Genomic DNA, 19504 nt, shown 5'->3' on the forward strand with positions numbered 1-19504 from the left:
GCTCTGCCACTCGCGTCCACAACCGACGCCCGCGATCTCGTTGCGGGCGTACCTCCCGACAGAAGGATCATCGACATCATGAACGACATGCTTGCACCCCGCGCCACGGCCGACGCCACCGACGACACGATCGGTGGCCGCATTTCGCTTGCCCGCGATGCCATCAAGCTTTCGATCGAAGAGATATCCGCAATCGCGGGTGTTACCGAAGAGACCTGGATCAGCTGGGAAAATGACCGCGCAGAACCGAGGGCCAACCGCCTCGACATGATGGCCGGCATCCTGCAGGTCAACATCGCCTGGCTTCTCGATGGGCGCGGAACAGGACCAGTGGAGGCGAGGTAGTCCGCAAGCACTGCCCCGTTCGGCGCGCTTAGGAAGAACACCAACACCGTCACAGGCGATCGTCGCTGCGGTCGCAGCCGCCTACCTTTCGCCGATCGGGGTCGAGACGGATCCGACCCTTCTCAAGCCCCCGATGACCCTTGGTCGCCCACCTTAAACGGAGGCGGCTTCCAGGCGGACGCCGTCAAAACGCGCGTTCATCGCAACGATCGATCCTGCATCCGGCATCAGGCATGCGGCCGTCGCCAGCGCGTCGGCGATGGCAGCGGATGGTGCCGACACCGAGACAGAGCGCCAGTTTGCGGGCGCGGGCATTCCGGTCAGGGGGTCGAGAATATGTCCGTCTCTGGCTGCTTGATCGAAGGTCGTGCCGAGAGGGGCGGAGGTGGCGACCGCTCGCTGGCGCAGCGGCAGGCGCTCGCCTGATTCCAGTCGGACGGGCCATCCGCCGCCGCCCGGTCGTCCCCCGAGCGCACGGAACTCGCCGGTATCGATCAGAATGTCCGTCAGTCCCTCACCTTCAAGCATTGCTGCTACGCGGTCGGCGACATACCCCTGGCCGATGCCGTTCAACGTCAGCGCCATGCCCGGATGCAACGTGATCGCTGCTGCATCGAGCTTGACCTTGCCCCAGCCGACGTTGCCACGCACGCGATCAACGTCCGCCGGGCCGGGTCGCGTGCCGTTTGCAGCCGATTGAGCCCAGAGCGTCCAGAGCGGCTGTACCGTCGGATCGAAGCGCCCGCCGCTTGCCAGGTGGACTGCGTTGGCCAGTGACAGACATTCCAAAAGCTCGAATGGCGGGTCTTGAAGATGACCGTCGCGGTTCAACCGGCAAAGCGCGCTGTTGGCACGGTAGAGGCTAAGGATGTTTTCCAGACGGTCGATCTCCGCCATGACCCTGGAGACGATCGTCCCGGCCTCGGGGTGCGCAATCCGGATCGAGGCACGCGCGCCAAGAGCCTGACCTGTCCAGAAGCGGGTTGCCGCGTTGGCGTGGGCGATGGCGGGCGCCGTTGCGAGAACTGCAGAAATTGCAATCAAGCGGCGTCGGGTCAGCAGCATGGGGTCAACCTCCGGCTGGATGGGGCAATGCGCGCAGACGGCCGAGATAGTCTTCGTCGTCCGCTCGCGGTTCCGAGCCGGTCTCCACCGGCGTCAAAACCATGGCATCGGTAATATCGGCGAGCGCAAGCACCTGGCCGCCCTCGGCAAGAACGAAGGCCGCAGCCTCGTCGCGGCTTGAAAACGGCACGGCTTCGGGCGCACCCATGCCGCCTCGCCGGGCAGAGCCGACCACGTAGAACGCCTTGTCGGCGGCGATCCAGTTGCCGTCACCGGGCTGGTCCCACGTTGCCCCCGCAGCCCCCATGTCATTGACATAGATGACGAGGATCGGCGCAATCTGCTCCGGCCCACGCGCATAGGCGATCGCATCGCGCACCTGACTGAAGAAGAGCGGCGCGGGGCTTCCTTCCAGAAAGATCTGGGCCTTCGGGCCGGGGTGCTCCAGAAGGTTCATCTGGCAGTAATGACCGAGGGTCTCGGGCGTCATGTCCTGCGGCACGATGCTTTGGGCTACGTCCTCCTTGCAGGCGGAAAGCAGCGCCAGAGCGGCCGCGAAGAGCACGAAGCGAAGTCGGGTCCTCATGGGGTCACCTTTCGGAAGGCTGCGGCGGCAAGGGCTATGGCGGCGAGTGGCCAGGCGAGAAGGGAGGCTGCCGATTGCCAGAGCGGGATCGTGCCGGCGGCGCCACCCAGTCCGCCTGCGGCAGAAACGGCCTGTGCGGCCGAGAGGTTAAAGACGCGAAAGGCGTCGGCAGGGTTGGCAAGCAGCGCAACGGGCAATGCGTGTGTGGTGAAGGCACCGCCTCCATCCGTCACGATCAACGCCAACAGGGCGAGGTCGTAGAGCACCACCGCCACCAGCCAGAGCGCGATGGCCAAGCCCGCCGCCCCCGACGGCCGTCGCGCCAAAGCCGAAAGCGCATAGCCGGTGCCAAGAAAGGTCGCACCCAGCAGCACCGAAGACCAGATCAGTCGCCATAGGGCGCCAAGCCCCGCGGTTGCTCCAGGATCGAACCAGACGGCTGCGAGCGCCGCCGCGCCGTAGCCAAGCGTCACGGCAAGACCGAGGATTGCGAGATGCGCCAGAAGTTTGCCGAGCAGAATCTGCAGGCGCGAGACGGGATAGGTGAGAAGCAGTGGCAGCGTGCCGCGTTCCACCTCGCCAGCCACCGCATCGAAACTCATCAGCAATGCCAAAAGCGGAACCAGATAGACCGCAAGCGAAGTGAGCGAGGCGACCGTTACGGAGAGCCGGTCGACGCCGACATCGCCCGTCGGGGCAGAGCCGGCGGCGGCCAGCACCAGGGCGAACAGCACCATCATGCCGGTGGCGATAGAGACCCAACGATTGCGCAAAGCGATACGGAATTCGCTGACGGCGGTGGCAAGGATGCGGTTCATTGCCCGTCCCTCCGGCTGAAGTGGCTGTAGATGTCCTCGAGGCTGGGCGGGATGACATCGAGATCGGCAATGGCGCTCCCAAGCGCCGCAATGCGGGCAAGGAGCGGCAGTTTTTCCGACTGCGAACCGCGAAGGCGCAAGAGACCGTCCTCCCCTTCCACACCCTCGGGAAAGGTCGCTGCCAGCGCCGACGCATGACCCGGTGCGGGGCGAACGGAAAAGGCGACCGGAAGTGCCGCGCGGGTGCGAAGATCGGCAAGCGTACCTTCTGCCACCAGTTCCCCACCGGAAAGGATGAGGATGCTGTCGGTGCGGGCCTCCACCTCGGTCAATACGTGGGAGGAGAGCAGGATGGCGGTTCCTTCTGCGGCCAACCCGTCGAGCAGGTCATAGAAGTCCCGTCGCGACACCGGGTCGAGGCCCGAGGTCGGTTCGTCCAGCACCAGGAGACGGGGGCGGCCGATCAGCGTCTGGGCCAGACCCACCCGCTGGCGCATGCCCTTGGAATAGGTACCGATCCGACGCCGCGCCGCGTGGCCAAGTCCGACCCTCGCAAGAAGCTCCGTGGCCTGCTTCGGGTTTTCGCCACGCAGTGCGAGATAGTGGCGAAGCTGTTCTTCTCCCGTCAAAGCCGGGTGAAAGGCGACATTTTCCGGCAGATACGCCACCTGGGTCCGCGCGGCGGGCGAACCGGGCGCCGAGCCGCAAACCGAAACCTCGCCGCTGTCGAAGGGGATGAGGCCAAGCACGATCTTCATCATCGTCGACTTGCCGGCACCGTTATGGCCGAGCAGTGCCGCGCGCCGTCCCGGCTCCAGCGCAAGGGAAACGGACTTGAGCGCTTCCACCGATTGGAAGCGCTTAGTGAGCCTGGAGATTGTCAACGTCGGTGTCATCGTAATTTCCTTCAGTCCAGCGCCCTGCGGCCTCGGCCTCATAGGCAAGGATTTCGAGCGGGACAGGGATGGTCAGGGGGCGCATCAGCGGCGCGCTGTCGCGCACGCCTCCAGGCAGCGTGGCGGGAAAATCCCGCTGGCTCCAGCGAACGATCTGCACGGCCGGCGAGCCGGTGAGCAGGCTTGCCGCGGGCTGCGACCAGAGGATCTGGTCCATCAGGTCGTTGGGGCGGTAGAAACTGTCGGCAACGCCGTCGCCGTTGAGGTCGAAGGCCGGATGATCGGACCAGAAATTGCCCCGGCCTTCATGGCTCCATTCCATATTGCGGGTGCCGACGTATTTGACCTGCTCGCGGTTGGCGATGAAGGCGTTGCCTGTCAGCACATTCTTTTCCGAACCGGCGGTGAAATGTATGCCAATGCCGCAGCTCTCGAAGCGATTTCCCCAGACCAGGTTCTTGTGGGCGTTGTAGATGAACAGGCATTTCTTCGTGCCCCCGCGCACCAGATTGCCTGACACGTCGGCATTGTTGGCATAGTTCAGCATCAGCCCATGCTCGCGGTCGCCGAGGCTGAGATTGTTCAGGATCTTCGCGCGGTTGGAGAACATGATCGCAAAGCCCAGATGGTTTCCGATCGAGATGTTGTCGGAAACCTCGGTGTTGCGGGTGTACATGAAGTGCACGGCAAAGCGCAGGTCGCGCATGATGTTGCGGCGATAGATGCTGTCGGCGCTGGCGTTTGAAAAGATGCCGTCGCGACCGTAGCGGATAATATTGTCTTGAAGCAGCGTACCGGGGCTGTTCCAGACATAGATGCCGTTACCGCGCTCGTTCATGCGGGCGCTGCGCGTGCCGATGATCTCGTTTCCGGAGACAATCGTGTCGCGGCCGCCATGGACGTCGATGCCGTGCATGTTGTCGGTGACGAGCAGCTTTTCGACACGGGCGCGATTGGCGCCTTGAACGATTTTGACCCCGGCGTCGAGATCCTGGTTGATGCGACCCGAACCGGTGACGGTGAACCCCGTCAAGGTGACGTCCGACGCGGCAATCGTCACCACGCTACCCTGCTTAAGCCCATTCACCACCGCTCCACGCGGACCGGTGATGGTCAGTGGTCGGTCGATGGTGACGGGGCCGTCATAGGCCCCGTCGGTCAACACCAGCACATCGCCGGGTTGGGCCCCGGCGATGGCTGCGGCAAGACTGCCCGCACCCGGCACGACTGCGCGCTCCGCCGCTAAGAGCGGAGAGGCGAGAAGAAAGCCGATCAGGAGAACGGACAGCCGCATCGATCAGGCGCCCTTCGGTTCCACGAACATGCGGCCGCGCATTTCCATGTGCAGGGCATGGCAGAACCATTGGCAATAGTACCAGTAGACGCCAGGATTGGCCGCAACGAAGGTAACGGAGCTCGTCTGTTGCGGGCCGACCTCCATCGCCACGCCGTGATTGCCCATGGTGAAGCCATGGGTAAGGTCATCGATCTCATCGAGATTGGTGACGATGACCGTGACTTCGTCGCCCTCCTTCACCGTAAAGCTCGGCTGGCTGAAGCTGGGTGCGACCGAGGTCATGTAGACGCGAACCTTGTTGCCGTCGCGGATCACGGCCTCGGTCCATTCGTCGATGTCGACCTCATCGGCCTCGGCCTGCTTGCGGGTTTCGGCCCACAGCGGATCCTTGCGATCCCAGACCGAGCGGATGTTCGGCAGGATCGAGGGGGAGACGGCGATGGCGTCATGCGGCTCGGCGAAGGTCGGGCCGTCATGGACCAGCACCATCTTGTCACCGGAAATGTCGATCAACTGATCGTTTTCCGGCTTCAGCGGGCCGACATTCAGGAACCGGTCCTTGGAGAATTTGCACAGGCAAACGAGCCAGTCGTTGGCGGCGTCGAGCGTTTCGCCCATCACCGTCTTCAAGTGGCCGGGTTGATACTGAACGTCGAGCTTGTCCTTGATCGGATTGATCTTCTCACCGGCGTAGGCGCGGATGGCCTCATCGATGTTCCACTTTACCACCTGGCTGTCGAGGAACAGCGACGTATAGGCGTTGCCGCGCCCGTCGAAGGCGGTGTGCAACGGGCCGAGGCCCAGTTCCGGTTCCGCAACCACCGCGCTGCGCGGCTCGGCATTGTCGTAAAACAGGGCATCGAACTTCGTCACGTCCAGCACGGTGACGGTTGGCGAAAGCTTGCCGGCAACGCACAGATGCTTCCTGTCCGGCGCCATGTTGCAGCCGTGCGGGTTGTTGGCGATCGGGATGTAGCGCGTGAAGAGCGACTTGGCCTCCTTGCGCCCGTCCACCACCTTGACGCCGTTGATCTCCTCATATTGGCCGGCCTTAATGGCCTTCTCGATTTCGGCGATGTTGAAGACGACGATATGGTCCATCTCGGACTTGGTCATCTCCTCCAGCGTCATGCCCATTTCGGAGTTGTAGCTGGTGGAGAACGCCCACTTGCCCTCGTAGTCGGCATCGCAATTGTCGAGGTTGCCCGAGACCTTCACCTGCCACGCCACTTCCCACTTGTCGGCATCGACGGCGGTGAAGATGTTCACGTAGGTCGCCACGTCCGTCATCGTCGAGCCGTCGTTGACGAGCGGGGCCTCGTCCTCGCCGTTGCAGAACACATAGTTTGAACGCGGCCATTTCTGCGGACGCATGCCGTGGATGCCCTTGGCGTTGGGGATCTCCAGGATGGCGTCGGTCTTCATCACGTCGCAGCGCACGCGCGCCACGCGCGTATTGGCCTTGTCGTTCATGAACAGGTAGCGACCGTCATATTTACCGTCGGTGAAGGACATATGGACGTGATGCAGGTCGCCGTTGTCGTGGATTTTCTTGCCGTTGGCGGCAAGCTGCTTCTTCGTCTTTTCCGTCATCGTGCGCTGATGGATCCGGATCGATTCATTGGTCTGCCCCCAACCGGTGGCCGAGCAACGGTTGAACACCGGCACGCGCATCAGTTCGCGCATCGAGGGAATGCCGAGAATGCGCATCTCGCCGGTCTGACCGGAGGACCAGAAGCCGTAGTAATCGTCGAGCTTGCCCGGTGCGACCGAGCCGTCGGCGCCCGTGGCCGCACGGGCCGGTGTCGCCAATCCTGCAGCGCCGAGGCTGAATGCGGCCGGCCCTACAGTGCCCGCCAGAATGGCGCTGCCTGCAGTCGCGCTGAAAAGTGCTCGCCGGCTTAGTCCCTTGTGTTCCTTAGATTCCATAGATCTGGTTCCTTTTTGCTTGAACCTTGGCTTCGATTAAACTTTGGCTGCGGGTTGATGGGTCGGCACGCCGCCCGGGCTTGCCGCAAGCTTCGCCCGCGACTTCATCTTCTTGATCACGACGGGGCAGACGGTTTCGGACTGGTAGAGCACCTGGCAGTGCAGGCAGTTGATGCACTCGTTCGGATTGATCTCGCCGGTCCGGTGGATCGCCTGCACCGGACATTGGTGGGCGCAGGTCTGGCAGGGGTTCCCGCATTCATGGTAGCGCTTGAGCCAGTCGAACATGCGTATGCGCGCAGGGATCGCAAGCGCCGCACCGAGCGGGCAGAGGTAGCGGCAATAGAACCTCTCGACGAAGAGCCCGGCGACGAGAAGTGCTGTGGCATAGGCCACGAACGGCCAGGCGCGGATGAACTTCAGGATGATCGCTGTCTTGAATGGCTCGATCTCGGCCAGATGCTCTGCCTGCTCGACGCTCATCAGGGAGACCCCGAAAAGGCCGAGGAAGATCATGTATTTGATCGGCCAGAGTCGCTCGTGCAGGCCCCATGGCAATGTCCATTGCGGGATACGCAGCTTGCGTGCGATCTGGTTGGTCAGCTCCTGCAGTGCGCCGAAGGGGCAGAGCCAGCCGCAATAGGCTCCTCGTCCCCAGAACAGGAGTGCCGCGGCAACGGCAAACCACAGGATGAAGGTGAGCGGATCGAGCAGGAAAGCCTGCCAGCTGAACCCGTTGACGAGACTGCCGAAGAGCGCCATCAGATTGACGACAGAAAGCTGCGCGTTGGCATACCAGCCAAGAAAGACCAGCGTTACCGTCAGGAAGATGATGCGAAAGATGTAGAACGCTCGCGCGTTCCTGACCGCATAGGTCTGGAAGAAGAACACGCCCGTCAGCACGACCAACATGGCGCCGAGCACGACGATCTTCAGCTTCGAGTCGTCCCAGATGCGTTTCCACAGGTCGGACTGTGCAGTCCCCTCGTCACGATCAGCAACGGCTGCAACGTCCTTCACCGGTGGTGGCGCGACAGCACGCAGATACTTCTGCGGAAGCTGGTAACCCAGATCGAAGGTATGAAAGACTTTTTCGACCGGTCCAACCTCACGTTGGGCCAGGAGCTGTATGCGGAAAGGTTTTGTCGGGTCGAAGCCGAGGCCTGCTTTAATGCGGAACAGGTCCATCTCGTTGTATTCCGGCGCACCGGCAAGCGAGATTGCGCCCAGGCGACGGTGGTCGCGATCACGAAAGCGAACGGAAACATCGTCCTGGATCAGCACGATGCGATCAAAGATGCCGCCGCGCACATAGCCTGATCCCTTGAAGGAATAGAGCCCGCGTCCGACCACGGCGATCGCGTGTTCGCCTTCGCCAAGCCAAGCCTGAAGGTTTTTCTCTTCGGCTGCCCCGAGAAAGGCCTTGCCGATGGAAGGTACCGAGACCAGTGCCGCCTGCATCTCGATGAATGTCGTTTCCGGCGCTTGCGCAATCGCGCGCTCGCGGGCGCGCTCATCGGGATGGCCGGCGAAAGCAGCATTGACCTGCGCAACGTCGAGCGACAGGCGGCGCAGCGTGCCGTCACCTTCTGCCTCGACCCAGTCGGCCGGCGCGGTAGCCGCGGGATCGATTTCGAAGCGCGGGCCGGCATTGTCCGCTTCCGGTGTCAATCCGCCAAGCCCGAGCGCGCGCGCAACCTTTAGCCCGGACCGGACGATCGAATCGTCGATGACCATGACGGTCACCGTCGCGCCCGAGATGATATCGACTTCGTGGGTCGTGCCGCCGGATTTCGCCTCGGCGACGAGATCAAGGCCTGCGTAGCCGGCAACAAGCGCCTTCACCTTGGCGTCGGGAATGCCGATGAGGACGATGGGTTCCGAATGTTTCACCAGCCGGACGCCGACGATCTTCGCATCCTTGTCCACCGCCACGAGCGTATGGATGGGTTTGCCGGAATAGCCGGTCGTTCCGACGAAATCCGAGGTCACGAAAACCCACGCCACCGTCTGGCCGCCCTTCAGCACCGGGGCCGCCGCCACATCATCACGCACAGCGCCAAAACCGTCCGCTCCTGGCACAAGATCGGAGGCTGTGGTGGTCGGCAAAAACGCCTGCAGCACCGATGCCGCGCTGGCGGATATGGCACCGCAGAGGCTGAGGCAGAGGAAAAGGACAAGACGGAAGAGTTTCATTCCAGGGTGTTTTCCCGCAAATCGTTGCCGGAGCATTGAAACTTTGGCGCGGGACATTCTTTGATCTAGCTCAAACAAAGACAGCTTCGTTGATTGCAATCCTTGATTGCCGCATGTCGTGCACGATTTGATGCTCAGATGGAGCTGGGGAATGGACTTCGCGTCAAGCCGGCGGCCGACCGGCGCAAGAACAATACCTTTGAAGTCGGATCGCCCGGCCCATGGCCTGCCCTCCCCGCAATACCTGCCAGGGGACGGCAGGCAGCCCGTCACCCACAACTACTGCGGGTCGTGCGAACAAGTTCCGCCCTGTGAGCTCGGCTCGCGAAGAGCAGATTATTCGCCGCCGTGCCTCGTGGGGGCATGGCGGCGCCAGCTCAAAACAGTGAAGGTGTGCCCGGCGCTAAGCGCCGGGTCGGATTGCGTGCAAAAAGATGTGTGAAGCTCCGCCTCCTCCCGTTGGGCAAAGCGATGCCGGAAAGACCTGTCAGGGCCTCACCCCGCAGAAAGCGCTGCTGGCGAGAGAGCGGAACCCTCAAATGCATCAATGCCAGCGAACCGCGGAAACAGAACGCTGTTTTCCAGATGCATATGTGTAACGAGATCGTCGCAGAATTTTTGAACCCCGACATAGAGCGCCGTCCAGGACCTGCAGGCCCCGTCCGGAAGCGTAAAACCATGCGTCAAATGCTCGATCACGGCGAGGCTCCGGCTCTCGCATGCATGATCGTCCCGCATGCCGGCAATCAGATGTCGGATGTCTGGATCGGGCTCATGGCGCATCATCGGAAAGAGCGCAAGCTCTTCCCGCGCCATGTGGGGAAGAAGGTGGTCCTTGAGCTCGGCCAGCGCGTCGGCAAGACCAAGTGGCGCGGAGCGATGAGCACCGTGGACGTGCTCCACCTTTTGGGCAAGCGGGATCAACCATTCCAGATCGGTGCGGTGGGTCTGGTGATAACGCTCCAGAATATGAGCGATAAGCTCGCCTGTAGCATCCGGAGCCTCGCGTCTTGCGGCAAGCTCCAACGCCTGAAGCCGATCGAGCAGATCAGCGGCCTCTATGCCGGCATCCGCGGCCGCTTGCGCAAGCGGTACATCGCCACCACAGCAAAATCCGATACCGTGCTGTCTGAAGAGTTCCGCGGCACCGGGAAGCTCGCACGCAATCACTCCGACGGCTGTGTCCAATGTGTATTCGGTCAATGTGCTCTCCTTGGCGCCTAAAAGGTCATGATCCGCAATCGATTTCAAAGCGGGGCGATCCATGATCGTTGTTCAAGGGAGAAGCTGGGGCAGTTCTTCCGATCGTTCTTTGTCGAAACGCAACTTTATTCCGGAAGGATCGCAATCGTTGAAGATCTGAATGACCGTTAAGAGCCCTTGCCGCTGGTGCCGTGGCGACGGCGCCAGTTCGCCAGGCGCTCGCGATCGAACGTGAAGACTTCATCGATCACCGTACCATCGGAAGATACGGTTGCATTCCAGAGACGCCCGCCGCACCGAAGCGTCAACCGGAATGTGCCCAGGTGCTCCCCTTGACCGATCTCAACCTGGCTCTTGACTTCTCCCCGGCCGAGGCGATTTCTAAGCTCAGTCGGGGGCAGACGCAGCGCCGACGACATGGTCGCCGCCGGCACGGAGAAATCGCCACTGGCGTCGCGCTCGACGCGCAAAACTCGTCGGTTTGTCAGTGTCAGCATAGAGCTTTTCTTTTGGATGATGTGTCGTCCCTCGCGCGCGGATGAGGCCGCGTCAGACGGACCCGTGATGCCTCAAGGCGAACGCTAAGAAGATCGAGCAAAAAGCCGTCGTCAATGCCAGCAGCCGGGATGCTGGCAAACAGTTCAGCAACCTCAATCGTGCAATCGCATAACGTTGGATCCCTCTGTTCCATCTCGACCATGATTTGAGCCCTCCAATGTGCTCGATCCGCGAAACCCGGCTGCTCCTTGCTAGATGTTTGGCGTCAGGCCTCGTTGCGCTAACGCAAGCTTTCGACGCGGTCGTTAAATTCCTCGCCATCATCGATATCCCGGTATCGCATCGGATCAAGCACGTCGGCTACTGACTACTCGACTTAAGTATTCTGCCGCAAAGCCGATACCGATGCCGGCTCCGCGCGGAGCTTGCTTGGTCTCTTGGAATGGCGATCCGTCGTCTAAAAGCGCATAGACTTGAAACCTGCTCTGATCTCCTCGACGAAGATTTCGGGCTCCTCCCAGGCGGCGAAGTGCCCACCCTTTAAGGCGCGGTTGTAGTAGACGAGCTTTGGATAAGCCTTTGACAGCCATTGTCTCGGTGGCCGATAGACCTCGCCCGGAAAGACGGTGACGGCCACAGGAACCTTGGCTGGCGTGAGCTTCGCGCCTGCCTTGACGTTCTCCCAATAGATACGTCCGCTTGAGGGCCCTGAGTTGGTCAGCCAATACAAGGTGATATTGTCGAGGATGGCGTCCTTGCCGAGCGCCTGTTCCGCATCGCCACGCGTGAACACCCAGTCGGCGATCTTGTCCAAGAGCCAGGCTGCAAGCCCCACCGGTGAATCGGCAAGGCCGTAGCCGATCGTTTCCGGGCGCGTACTGAGGATCGAGGCGTAGCCGAAACCATTGTTCAGGAAGTCGCGAGCCTCGTCGAAAACCTTCTTTTCATCGGCAGACATGGTCTCGGGAGCTGGCCCGCCGTTCTTCAACGCCTTGGCAGCGTCCGCTGGAAGCGTCGTCGAACGCTCCACCCTGTTGACGTGGATGCCAAGCAGTCCGGCTGGCGCCTGACGCGCCAGGGCATCGCTGATGATCGCGCCCCAATCACCGCCTTGCGAGACATAGCTGTTATAGCCGAGCCGCTTCATGAGGGCGTCCCAGGCACGTGCGATCCGTTGCGCCTCCCAACCGGTCGTGTCTGGTTTTTGCGAAAAGCCGAAGCCTGGGATTGAAGGGATGACGAGATGGAAGGCGTCTTCGGCCTTACCGCCATGTGCAGTCGGATCCGTCAACGGATCAATGACGTCAAGCAGTTCAAAGATCGAACCCGGCCACCCGTGGGTCATAATCAGCGGAAGAGCGTTCTCATGGCGGGAGCGTACGTGGATGAAATGGATGTCGAGCCCGTCGATCTTCGTCAGGAATTGGGGAAACGCGTTCAACTTGCGCTCTGCCCGGCGCCAATCATAGGAGGACTGCCAATACTGCGCGAGTTCACGAAGCTTTCGCTGCTGGACGCCCTGGGACCGATCCGCGACGGTCGCGCTGTCCGGCCAACGGGTTGCGACCAGGCGCCGTCTGAGGTCAATGAGGGCATTTTCAGGAATGTCGGCCTTGAATGGATGGATGGCATCGCCCGTCGCCGTCGCGTTCACGATGTCGGCTGCGATGCCGGTTCTGGGCAGCACCGCGGCGGCTACACCGATCGCAGCGCCCCGAAACAGAAACGAGCGTCGCGTGAGCGGCCCGTCACCAGCCTTGTTTTCCAGGTTCATTTCAAAAAACTCCTGTCCGCTAATCAAGAAGGCGCATTGGAGAGATCCGCGCAGAGCTCTTGTTCAAAAGATGCGCGGAAACAGGTCGAGCGGGGGGCTCGCCCCGCGCGACGGCCCCCGCACTCCATTGATCATCAAACCTCGTCGGGGCCTTTGCGGTAGACGAGAAACTTGTTGCCTTCGGGATCTCGGAAATAGGCACAATAGGGGTCACCGCCGTCCGGGCCTCTCGGGCCGGGAGCACCCTCGTCGGAACCTCCTGCTTCCAATGCGGTGGCATGAGCCTGATCGACCTGGGCTCGAGAGCGCGCTTCAAAGGCGACCATGGTGCCATTGCCGGCAACCGCTGTCTCTCCGTTAAAGGGCTTCGTCACACCAAATTCGAGGGTACGGTGGCCGTAATAGACAGCGCGTCCGGGCTGGACGAGCACGCGGCTGATGCCGAAGACGGCAAGGAGCTTGTCATAATAAGCCGCTGCGGCATCGAGGTCGTTCGTGCCGACGGTAGAGTGGCCGGCGAGCGCTCTTGTCTTTTCCGCGATCTCCTTGTGCGGGGAGGCCGTGATGTCGTTCATTTTCCTCAGTCCTTTCGTCGCGAGTGACGGTCTCGTCTCGCTGCTTCGTTCGGGATCGTCGCTAAACCCGCCGATACATGAATGACGGGAATCTACGGATCGCACCTGCTGCCCGGTACTGAGCAAATCTGAGAGCCATCCTCTCGCTTGAATGCACTGGCGTCCACTCGAGAGCGAATTTGCCCGAGTTCAAGAGGGTGCCTCTCAAAAACTGCATCTGCCGACGGACTGCTCGATGCCCGATGCTCTGGTCACACTCACCATTCAGAGACCGGAAGGACTTAAAGACATGGCATCGCTCAAGACCGTCGTCGCAACAGCTTCTGCGATCATGGCATCGACCGCACCAGGACACGCGGGCCCAATCGGCTCCGCAACGGCCCTGAAAATCGACTTCATTACGATCGACGAGAACATAACGCTCCGACGAATGGTTTCCCGTCAGGGCAATCCGAACGGCACGGTTCTCTTCCTGCACGGCTTTCCCGAGACGCTGGGCGTCTGGACGAAGATCACGGAAACTATGGGCGCACAGTACGAAGTGCATGCGTTCGATTGGCCTGGCTATGGCCAGTCGTCGCGTCCTTCCCCGGAGCGGTTCTCCTATTCACCAAGAGACTACGCCAAGGTTCTCAAAGCCTATATCGACAGATCGGGCATCGACCGATCGAATTTGGTGATCTACGCCTCGGACATCGGCAGCCTTCCCGCTCTGCTTCTTGCGCTGGAAGAACCGGCGGTCGCGAAGAAGATCATCGTCGGCGACTTTGCGCCGTTCAACCGGCCGCATTGGATGTACGAGAGCCTTCAAAATCTGAAGGCCGAACCGACGGCAACACCAACGCGCGCCTATATGAACAAGACAAGCGACGAGATCTTGGAGAACGTACATCGGCGCGGCCTTGCACCGGAAAACCAGTTCGACTTGCCGTCCGAGGTGCTATCGGACATGAAGGAATCCTGGATGCGCGACGGTGTGACGACAGCCGACGCCTTCGCATTCTATTACGCCCACTTCACGCGGGATGAAGATTATCTTGAGGCCAATCTGTCTAGGCTCAAGACCCCGATCAAGGTGATCTGGGGCGAAAAGGACATCTACATCAAACCGGAGATGGGCAAGGAGTTCGCCAATCGAACCGGTTCGAAATTCGCCGTTCTAAAGGGTATTGGCCACTTCCCCCACCTTCAGGATCCGGCACGAACAGTCGACGAAGTTCGCCGAGCCTTCGCCGACTAGGCCTTTAAGGCCTCACTCCGCCCGAAGACAGTGCGAAGGCGAGGCAGGGCCCAGTCAATGAAGGAGCGCACCTTCAACGTGAGCATGCCCTGACCGGAATAGACGATGTGGATCGGTCTCGACGTGCCGTCGAAACCCTCCAGAACCGGCACGAGGGCGCCTGACGCCAACTCGTCCGGGATCTGGTAATCGAACAAGCGGGCGATGCCGGCTCCGCCGACCGCCGCGGCCACGCAATTGGCCGCGGTATTCACCTCAAGACGATTGCGGGGAACGGCCTCCATCGGGCGGCCGTCGACATCGAACGTCCAGAAGAACGTCCGCTTGTTGAAGAGTATTCCGTCATGGCCTTCGAGATCGCCCGGATGCGTCGGCACACCCCGGCGCTCAAGATATGCCGGGCTGGCGCAGGTCAGCAGGCGAAACTCTCCAGCCTTGACCGCATAGAGCGAACTGTCCGCGAGGTCGCCGAGACGAATGGCGATATCGACCTGCTCTTCGACAAGATGGACCGTTCTGTCGAGCGAAAGGAGGTTCAACGATACCTCCGGGTGTGTCTCCATATAACCAAGGGCGATCGGCATGATGTAGCGGGCGCCGAACTCGACCGGCATGGTGATCGTCAGCGTGCCGCGCGGTGTCTGGTATTCGCCCGAGGCTCGCCGCTCCGCCTCCTCCAGATCGCCCATGATCTTTCGGGCCGCCTCGACATATTCCCGGCCCGCATCGGTGAGTTGAAGGTTGCGGCTGGTGCGCACGATGAGGCTCGCCCCCAGGTACCGTTCGAGTTCGGCAACCTTGCGACTGACACTTGGCAGCGGAGCATTCAATTTCCTGCTTCCTGCGGAGATGCTGCCGGCATCAACGACTGCGAGCAGCATTTTCATTGCTTCGAGGCGATCCATGATACCCCCGCCAACGTGACCGCTGATTGTTTCGCGCCGTGACGCCCCTTTCGCCCTGCCAAAAGACAAGACACTCATGCGTCACTTCACTTGCAATTGTTCCGAAAACCGACCGGAAAGTGCGCGCTGCCCTTGCTTCACGATCGTCTCGAGGAAATCGCCAACAACACGAATACGTTTGGTGTCGCGAACCCCTTCATGAACGACAAGCCAAATGGCTTCCTCCTGCCTGCAAAGGTCGGGTTTGACCCGGACAAGCTCGTCCTCCGTGTCGGCAAGGATACACGGCAATACGCCGAGGCCGTTGCCCGCCTTCATCGCGAGCACCTGCGCCTGCATCGTATCGACCGTCAGGTTGGCGATGCCGCTTTTGACCCACGAGCGCAGGGTCTTGGGCACGACAAGGAACGACAGGGGATCGCCCCAGGTAATCAGCCTATGGCCGGTGATCGGCAGTTTATTTTCCCGGACGGGGTGGCTCTCAAGATAGGCTTTCGAAGCGTAGAGACCGAACGCAATCGTTCCGATCCGACGCACCACATAGTTGCCCTGTTCAGGGCGGCAGAGCCGAAGGCCGATATCCGTCTCTCGCTGTGGAATCTGGGCGAAGGACGTGGCGTTGACCGAAACGCCCAACGAAAGATCGGGATAGGCTTCCTGCAAAGCAGGCAGGTTTGGCATCAGCAGGTGATGTGCGAGCGTGTCGACGGTGATAATCCTAACCGCCCCCGAGACGCGACCGTCCTGGCCGCAAAAGCTGCCTTCCAGTTCGCGCATGGCGGTTTCAATCGCCGTTGCTTTCTCGACCATCGCCCGCCCTGCGTCAGTGAGCTCGTAGCCGTCCGGCCGGCGCTCGAACAGGCGCGTCTTCAGTGCGTATTCCAGGGTCTCTATCCGTCGCGCCACCGTCGAAGCGCTCGCTTTCACTTCACGCGCAGCGCCGGTGAGGCCGCCCTGGCGTGTCACTGCAAGGAAGTAGCGGACATCGTTCCAGTTCATGTTTCTGTTTTTCGAAAACCCTCTTGCGAACTTATGCGTCGAAGCGCGCGAAGGGAAGGATTATCCCTTTAAGGATCGTGGAAACGGAGCTTGGCAACGAAAAATCGGCAAAGCTCGATCAAAACTCTGAGGCTATGCTCATGATGAACAGGCAGTTTTCGGTCGGCGTGTTTGCCGCGCTCTTTGCAGCCTTTGCCTTCTCCCTCAATTTCGTCGTGCCGTTCATAATCGGCGACTTCTCCACGTTCGACTTTGCTCTTATCCGGCATGTGGTCTCGGCGACGGTTGGGGTCTTCATTCTGTTTTCAGAACGCGAGACGGCATTGCGCCACCTGACGTTCCAAAACGCCATGGCTGCCACGGGATTGGCCTTCATCGGCTATGTCGGCTACTTCCTGACGGTAACGGGAGCGGCAATCTACGCCGGCCCGGTCATTGCGCCTGCCTTCCTTGGCCTGGTTCCGATTGTGCTTGCCGTCATTGGAAACCGGGGTCAGGCGTCACTGCCATGGCGCTTCTTGATGACACCGCTTGCACTGGTCGCGATCGGTCTCGTGCTGGTCAACGGCACGGCGTTCACCGCAGATAGTCTCGGTTCCGTTCGCTCGCTCTGGATTGGTATTCCGCTTGCTCTGGCCGCGGTCGGTCTATGGGTATGGTTCGCGATCGCCAATCAGGCAGCGCTCGCAATCCGCCCGGCGATGCCTTCGGGCATATGGTCCGCATTGATCCTGATCGGCGGTGGTCTCCAGATGCTGGTTTTCTACCCGGTCGGTGCGGCGATGGACCTTTTCCAGCTTCCGAAGCTCGGTTTCGGTTGGGAAGCCGCCGACTCCCTCTATCTATGGGGAACGTCGCTGGCACTGATGGCGACCGTGTGCGGGGTATGGGCTTGGAATGTCGCGTCGAGGACGCTTCCTGTTGCGCTCGCGGCACAGCTGATCGTGTCGGAAACGGCCTTCGGCGTAATTGGCGGACTTGTTGTCCATGCACGTTGGCCGACGATGATGGAGGCAGCCGGCGTCGCGGTGCTCATCGCTGGTGTCGTTCTTGCCATTCGCGTGTTCTACGGTCAGCAGGCCCAAATGAACGAGGCCATCGCGCAGCCATCCTGACGCTCGCGCGATGGGCTACCCCCCTGGTCATGGAGACCTCGGTCGGCCGCTTTTCTTTGATGCGCGTCCTCGCGCAAAACCGATCAACCGGCCGCCGTATCTAACCAGATCGTTACAGGACCGTCATTGGCCAGTTCCACCCGCATGTCCGCGCCGAAGACGCCATTCGCAACAGCAACGCCAAGGGTCGAGACTTGTGCAGAGAAATGCTCATAGAGGCGTTTACCCTCCTGCGGCGGCGCGGCAGTAGAAAAGCCCGGCCGGTTGCCTTTCGTCTCTGCGGCCAGGGTAAACTGGCTGACGACGAGCGCTGAGCCGCCCACGTCGACCAGGGAACGGTTCATGCGATCCTGATCGTCCCTGAAGATGCGCAGGTTGACGATCTTGCGCGCCAGCCATTCGCTTTCCTTCTCGGTGTCGCCCTTCATCGCACACACGAGCACCAACAGGCCGCTGGCGATTTCTCCCGTGACCGCGCCGTCTACCGTGACACGCGCAGATGAAACGCGCTGGACAAGTGCTCTCATGGCAAGGAATCTCCCTATGGCTTGCCGGCGTTTATCCACTCCGAGGCGATCGCAATCAAGCTCTATGCGACCCGACAGCAACCGTCTGGACGACGTCGTCAGACCTGGTCGAACGATGGGCAGACCTGGCCGGCGCTCGCTACCGTGCCTGAAGGGGGTAGCATTTTCACGCGGTGGAATGGCCGTGGACGACGGCGAGCTACCGCGTTTGATCGCGACCGTGTTGGGCTTGTCGGATCGTACGCAATGTTGAGGCAATCCGGGCGCTGTGATCTCGCCAATCAATGGAAGATTGGCGAAGGTCGGCGCATGAAGCCGCGCACTTCAAACAGGGAGCGAAACGGCCTTGAGCATTTGTGACAGCGACACGACGCAAAACGGCACTCCGCGCGCAGAAAGAGAAACCAAGCGAGGAAATGGAATGCGCACGAGGCTGGTGATGGCGGGTCTCGTGCTGCTGCTGACGCCGGCAGATCCGGCCCGGTCGCAGGCGATCGAACCCGTTTGCCCTTCTCCGCACGACAGAACGGTTGCCATCACGTTCGACGATCTCCCTTATGCCCGCGCAGGCGATGCGGGAGGGCAGGAACTCGCTGCGGTCGCGAGGGCCACGAACGAAGCCATCCTGGCCGGTCTCGCCGTTCGTAACGTTCCCGCTATCGGGTTTGTCGTCGATCGGCGTGTGCAGGCGCTGGGTGAGATCGGTCAGGCACTGTTGCAGCCGTGGAACACTGGCCAATTCGAGCTTGGCAATCACAGTGCGAACCACCCCGATAGCAATACCTTGGACGTCGATGCGTTTCGTCGCGAAGTGATTGACGGAGAGGCGACCATTCGGCCGATGGTGGAAAAGGCCGGCCGAACCCTTCGGTTCTTCCGGTTTCCCTACAATCACCTCGGAGACACGGATCAACGTCGCGAGGCGTTCGAACGGGTACTTGGCGAACGCGGTTATCATCTCGCGGCATCCACCATCGATACGTCGGATTATGTGTTTGATGCTGCTATGAACGGGCATTGGCGCGATCCGATACGGCGATGGCCCGCAGGATCGAAGACGCTTACATAGACTATAGCCGCGTCGAGATTGCGTATTATGCGGATCTGAACCGCAAGGTCCTCGGGTGCGAACCGCCCGGCATTCTCCTGCTTCATGCCAATCGCATCAATGCGGCCACCATCGATCGAATACTCGGGCTTTTCAGAAGTACGGGCTACCGCTTCGTCTCCCTGGAGGAGACGCAAGCCCCCCCGGCGTACAGGCAGCCGCCTCGATTTGCCACCAAGTTCGGACCAATGTGGGGGTATCGCTGGGCAAGGGAGCGGGACCTCAAGGTGGATGGAAGCAAGGAGGAAGAGCCTCCGGCATGGGTGACCCAATACACCGGTCCCGACGCGCCGCTCTGATCCGCATCCGTGGCCAAGATCGAGCTCCAGCAATCGCTTGGCCGCGACGGCATAACCCTGTGCTTCGCCGCAATGTTCTCGCAACGCGTGGCCCCAAGACTCCTGAACAGTCGATTCGATATTTGAAGG

At 61.1% G+C, this 19504-nt stretch carries 19 protein-coding genes and 1 pseudogene; 5 read left to right on the forward strand and 15 right to left on the reverse strand.

What is annotated here, in order from left to right; all coding sequences use genetic code 11:
• Positions 1 to 78 precede the first annotated feature (78 nt).
• A complete protein-coding gene (locus FA04_RS32835; RefSeq protein ID WP_226020894.1) occupies positions 79 to 345 on the forward strand; it encodes a helix-turn-helix domain-containing protein in 267 nt (88 codons plus the stop codon).
• 153 nt (positions 346 to 498) lie between these two features.
• Here the strand turns inward: FA04_RS32835 and FA04_RS32840 are convergent, their stop codons facing one another.
• From FA04_RS32840 to FA04_RS32890, 11 genes are all read right to left on the reverse strand, one after another.
• Positions 499 to 1410 (reverse strand): FAD:protein FMN transferase, encoded by a 912-nt coding sequence (locus tag FA04_RS32840; protein WP_082936629.1) that lies wholly within the window; start codon positions 1408 to 1410, stop codon positions 499 to 501.
• 4 nt (positions 1411 to 1414) lie between these two features.
• Positions 1415 to 1996, reverse strand: coding sequence for a nitrous oxide reductase accessory protein NosL (locus FA04_RS32845; RefSeq protein ID WP_034799000.1), 582 nt, complete (start codon positions 1994 to 1996; stop codon positions 1415 to 1417).
• On the reverse strand, positions 1993 to 2814 hold the full coding sequence (locus tag FA04_RS32850) for an ABC transporter permease (protein WP_034799004.1): 822 nt from the start codon (positions 2812 to 2814) through the stop codon (positions 1993 to 1995). The genes FA04_RS32845 and FA04_RS32850 overlap by 4 nt, the downstream gene beginning before the upstream one ends.
• Positions 2811 to 3710 (reverse strand): ABC transporter ATP-binding protein, encoded by a 900-nt coding sequence (locus FA04_RS32855; RefSeq protein WP_029742713.1) that lies wholly within the window; start codon positions 3708 to 3710, stop codon positions 2811 to 2813. Before FA04_RS32855 ends, FA04_RS32850 begins: the two co-directional genes overlap by 4 nt.
• Entirely contained in the window at positions 3676 to 5004 is a 1329-nt protein-coding gene (locus FA04_RS32860; RefSeq protein WP_034799007.1) for a nitrous oxide reductase family maturation protein NosD, read from the reverse strand. The genes FA04_RS32855 and FA04_RS32860 overlap by 35 nt, the downstream gene beginning before the upstream one ends.
• A 3-nt stretch (positions 5005 to 5007) precedes the next feature.
• Positions 5008 to 6936, reverse strand: coding sequence for a TAT-dependent nitrous-oxide reductase (gene nosZ, locus FA04_RS32865; RefSeq protein ID WP_034799009.1), 1929 nt, complete (start codon positions 6934 to 6936; stop codon positions 5008 to 5010).
• A gap of 36 nt (positions 6937 to 6972) precedes the next feature.
• Positions 6973 to 9132 carry a NosR/NirI family protein gene (locus FA04_RS32870; RefSeq protein WP_034799011.1) on the reverse strand — a complete coding sequence of 720 codons (2160 nt, stop codon included), beginning with the start codon at positions 9130 to 9132 and terminating at the stop codon, positions 6973 to 6975.
• A gap of 495 nt (positions 9133 to 9627) precedes the next feature.
• Positions 9628 to 10335, reverse strand: a complete 708-nt coding sequence (ric, locus tag FA04_RS34840) for an iron-sulfur cluster repair di-iron protein (protein WP_082584650.1) — start codon at positions 10333 to 10335, stop codon at positions 9628 to 9630.
• Positions 10336 to 10502: 167 nt separating this feature from the next.
• Positions 10503 to 10832: a DUF6522 family protein gene (locus FA04_RS32880; RefSeq protein WP_051659472.1), complete on the reverse strand. Its 330-nt coding sequence runs from the start codon at positions 10830 to 10832 to the stop codon at positions 10503 to 10505.
• 458 nt (positions 10833 to 11290) lie between these two features.
• On the reverse strand, positions 11291 to 12607 hold the full coding sequence (locus FA04_RS32885; protein WP_034799015.1) for an epoxide hydrolase family protein: 1317 nt from the start codon (positions 12605 to 12607) through the stop codon (positions 11291 to 11293).
• Between the two features lie 134 nt (positions 12608 to 12741).
• Positions 12742 to 13182 (reverse strand): VOC family protein, encoded by a 441-nt coding sequence (locus tag FA04_RS32890; RefSeq protein ID WP_034799018.1) that lies wholly within the window; start codon positions 13180 to 13182, stop codon positions 12742 to 12744.
• Positions 13183 to 13471: 289 nt separating this feature from the next.
• Between FA04_RS32890 and FA04_RS32895 the strand changes: the two genes are divergently transcribed.
• On the forward strand, positions 13472 to 14422 hold the full coding sequence (locus tag FA04_RS32895) for an alpha/beta fold hydrolase (protein ID WP_034799020.1): 951 nt from the start codon (positions 13472 to 13474) through the stop codon (positions 14420 to 14422).
• On the opposite strand, the gene FA04_RS32900 is transcribed toward FA04_RS32895, so the two are convergent.
• From FA04_RS32900 to FA04_RS36750, 3 genes and pseudogenes are all read right to left on the reverse strand, one after another.
• Complete coding sequence (locus FA04_RS32900; RefSeq protein ID WP_034799021.1) at positions 14419 to 15327, reverse strand: LysR substrate-binding domain-containing protein; 909 nt, start codon at positions 15325 to 15327, stop codon at positions 14419 to 14421. The two genes, FA04_RS32895 and FA04_RS32900, sit on opposite strands and share 4 nt — an antisense overlap.
• 81 nt (positions 15328 to 15408) lie before the next feature.
• Positions 15409 to 16104, reverse strand: coding sequence for a LysR substrate-binding domain-containing protein (locus FA04_RS32905; protein ID WP_234798836.1), 696 nt, complete (start codon positions 16102 to 16104; stop codon positions 15409 to 15411).
• A gap of 96 nt (positions 16105 to 16200) precedes the next feature.
• Positions 16201 to 16326, reverse strand: a pseudogene (locus FA04_RS36750) (LysR family transcriptional regulator); the annotation flags it as partial.
• A gap of 143 nt (positions 16327 to 16469) precedes the next feature.
• Between FA04_RS36750 and FA04_RS32910 the strand changes: the two are divergent.
• On the forward strand, positions 16470 to 17441 hold the full coding sequence (locus FA04_RS32910) for a DMT family transporter (RefSeq protein WP_034799075.1): 972 nt from the start codon (positions 16470 to 16472) through the stop codon (positions 17439 to 17441).
• A gap of 83 nt (positions 17442 to 17524) precedes the next feature.
• On the opposite strand, the gene dtd is transcribed toward FA04_RS32910, so the two are convergent.
• On the reverse strand, positions 17525 to 17968 hold the full coding sequence (gene dtd, locus FA04_RS32915; RefSeq protein WP_034799023.1) for a D-aminoacyl-tRNA deacylase: 444 nt from the start codon (positions 17966 to 17968) through the stop codon (positions 17525 to 17527).
• 421 nt (positions 17969 to 18389) lie between these two features.
• On the opposite strand from dtd, the gene FA04_RS32920 reads away from it, so the two are divergent.
• Together FA04_RS32920 and FA04_RS32925 are read left to right on the forward strand one after the other, a co-directional pair.
• Complete coding sequence (locus FA04_RS32920; protein WP_034799025.1) at positions 18390 to 19037, forward strand: polysaccharide deacetylase family protein; 648 nt, start codon at positions 18390 to 18392, stop codon at positions 19035 to 19037.
• Complete coding sequence (locus FA04_RS32925; RefSeq protein ID WP_034799026.1) at positions 19007 to 19375, forward strand: polysaccharide deacetylase family protein; 369 nt, start codon at positions 19007 to 19009, stop codon at positions 19373 to 19375. Before FA04_RS32920 ends, FA04_RS32925 begins: the two co-directional genes overlap by 31 nt.
• Positions 19376 to 19504 lie beyond the last annotated feature (129 nt).

The sequence above is a fragment of the Ensifer adhaerens genome, assembly GCF_000697965.2.
Taxonomy (GTDB): domain Bacteria; phylum Pseudomonadota; class Alphaproteobacteria; order Rhizobiales; family Rhizobiaceae; genus Ensifer; species Ensifer adhaerens.

Bases quoted from the DNA above. Each gene is read 5' to 3' on its own strand.
- FA04_RS32835 (WP_226020894.1), top strand. From the start codon at position 79: ATGAACGACATGCTTGCACCCCGCGCCACGGCCGACGCCACCGACGAC.
- FA04_RS32910 (WP_034799075.1), top strand. From the start codon at position 16,470: ATGAACAGGCAGTTTTCGGTCGGCGTGTTTGCCGCGCTCTTTGCAGCC.
- dtd (WP_034799023.1), bottom strand. From the start codon at position 17,968: ATGAGAGCACTTGTCCAGCGCGTTTCATCTGCGCGTGTCACGGTAGAC.
- FA04_RS32920 (WP_034799025.1), top strand. From the start codon at position 18,390: ATGCGCACGAGGCTGGTGATGGCGGGTCTCGTGCTGCTGCTGACGCCG.
- FA04_RS32925 (WP_034799026.1), top strand. From the start codon at position 19,007: ATGGCCCGCAGGATCGAAGACGCTTACATAGACTATAGCCGCGTCGAG.
- FA04_RS32890 (WP_034799018.1), bottom strand. From the start codon at position 13,182: ATGAACGACATCACGGCCTCCCCGCACAAGGAGATCGCGGAAAAGACA.
- FA04_RS32845 (WP_034799000.1), bottom strand. From the start codon at position 1,996: ATGAGGACCCGACTTCGCTTCGTGCTCTTCGCGGCCGCTCTGGCGCTG.
- FA04_RS32850 (WP_034799004.1), bottom strand. From the start codon at position 2,814: ATGAACCGCATCCTTGCCACCGCCGTCAGCGAATTCCGTATCGCTTTG.
- FA04_RS32855 (WP_029742713.1), bottom strand. From the start codon at position 3,710: ATGACACCGACGTTGACAATCTCCAGGCTCACTAAGCGCTTCCAATCG.
- FA04_RS32880 (WP_051659472.1), bottom strand. From the start codon at position 10,832: ATGCTGACACTGACAAACCGACGAGTTTTGCGCGTCGAGCGCGACGCC.
- nosZ (WP_034799009.1), bottom strand. From the start codon at position 6,936: ATGGAATCTAAGGAACACAAGGGACTAAGCCGGCGAGCACTTTTCAGC.
- FA04_RS32905 (WP_234798836.1), bottom strand. From the start codon at position 16,104: ATGCGCGAACTGGAAGGCAGCTTTTGCGGCCAGGACGGTCGCGTCTCG.
- FA04_RS32885 (WP_034799015.1), bottom strand. From the start codon at position 12,607: ATGAACCTGGAAAACAAGGCTGGTGACGGGCCGCTCACGCGACGCTCG.
- FA04_RS32895 (WP_034799020.1), top strand. From the start codon at position 13,472: ATGGCATCGCTCAAGACCGTCGTCGCAACAGCTTCTGCGATCATGGCA.
- FA04_RS32900 (WP_034799021.1), bottom strand. From the start codon at position 15,327: ATGGATCGCCTCGAAGCAATGAAAATGCTGCTCGCAGTCGTTGATGCC.
- FA04_RS32870 (WP_034799011.1), bottom strand. From the start codon at position 9,132: ATGAAACTCTTCCGTCTTGTCCTTTTCCTCTGCCTCAGCCTCTGCGGT.
- FA04_RS32860 (WP_034799007.1), bottom strand. From the start codon at position 5,004: ATGCGGCTGTCCGTTCTCCTGATCGGCTTTCTTCTCGCCTCTCCGCTC.
- FA04_RS32840 (WP_082936629.1), bottom strand. From the start codon at position 1,410: ATGCTGCTGACCCGACGCCGCTTGATTGCAATTTCTGCAGTTCTCGCA.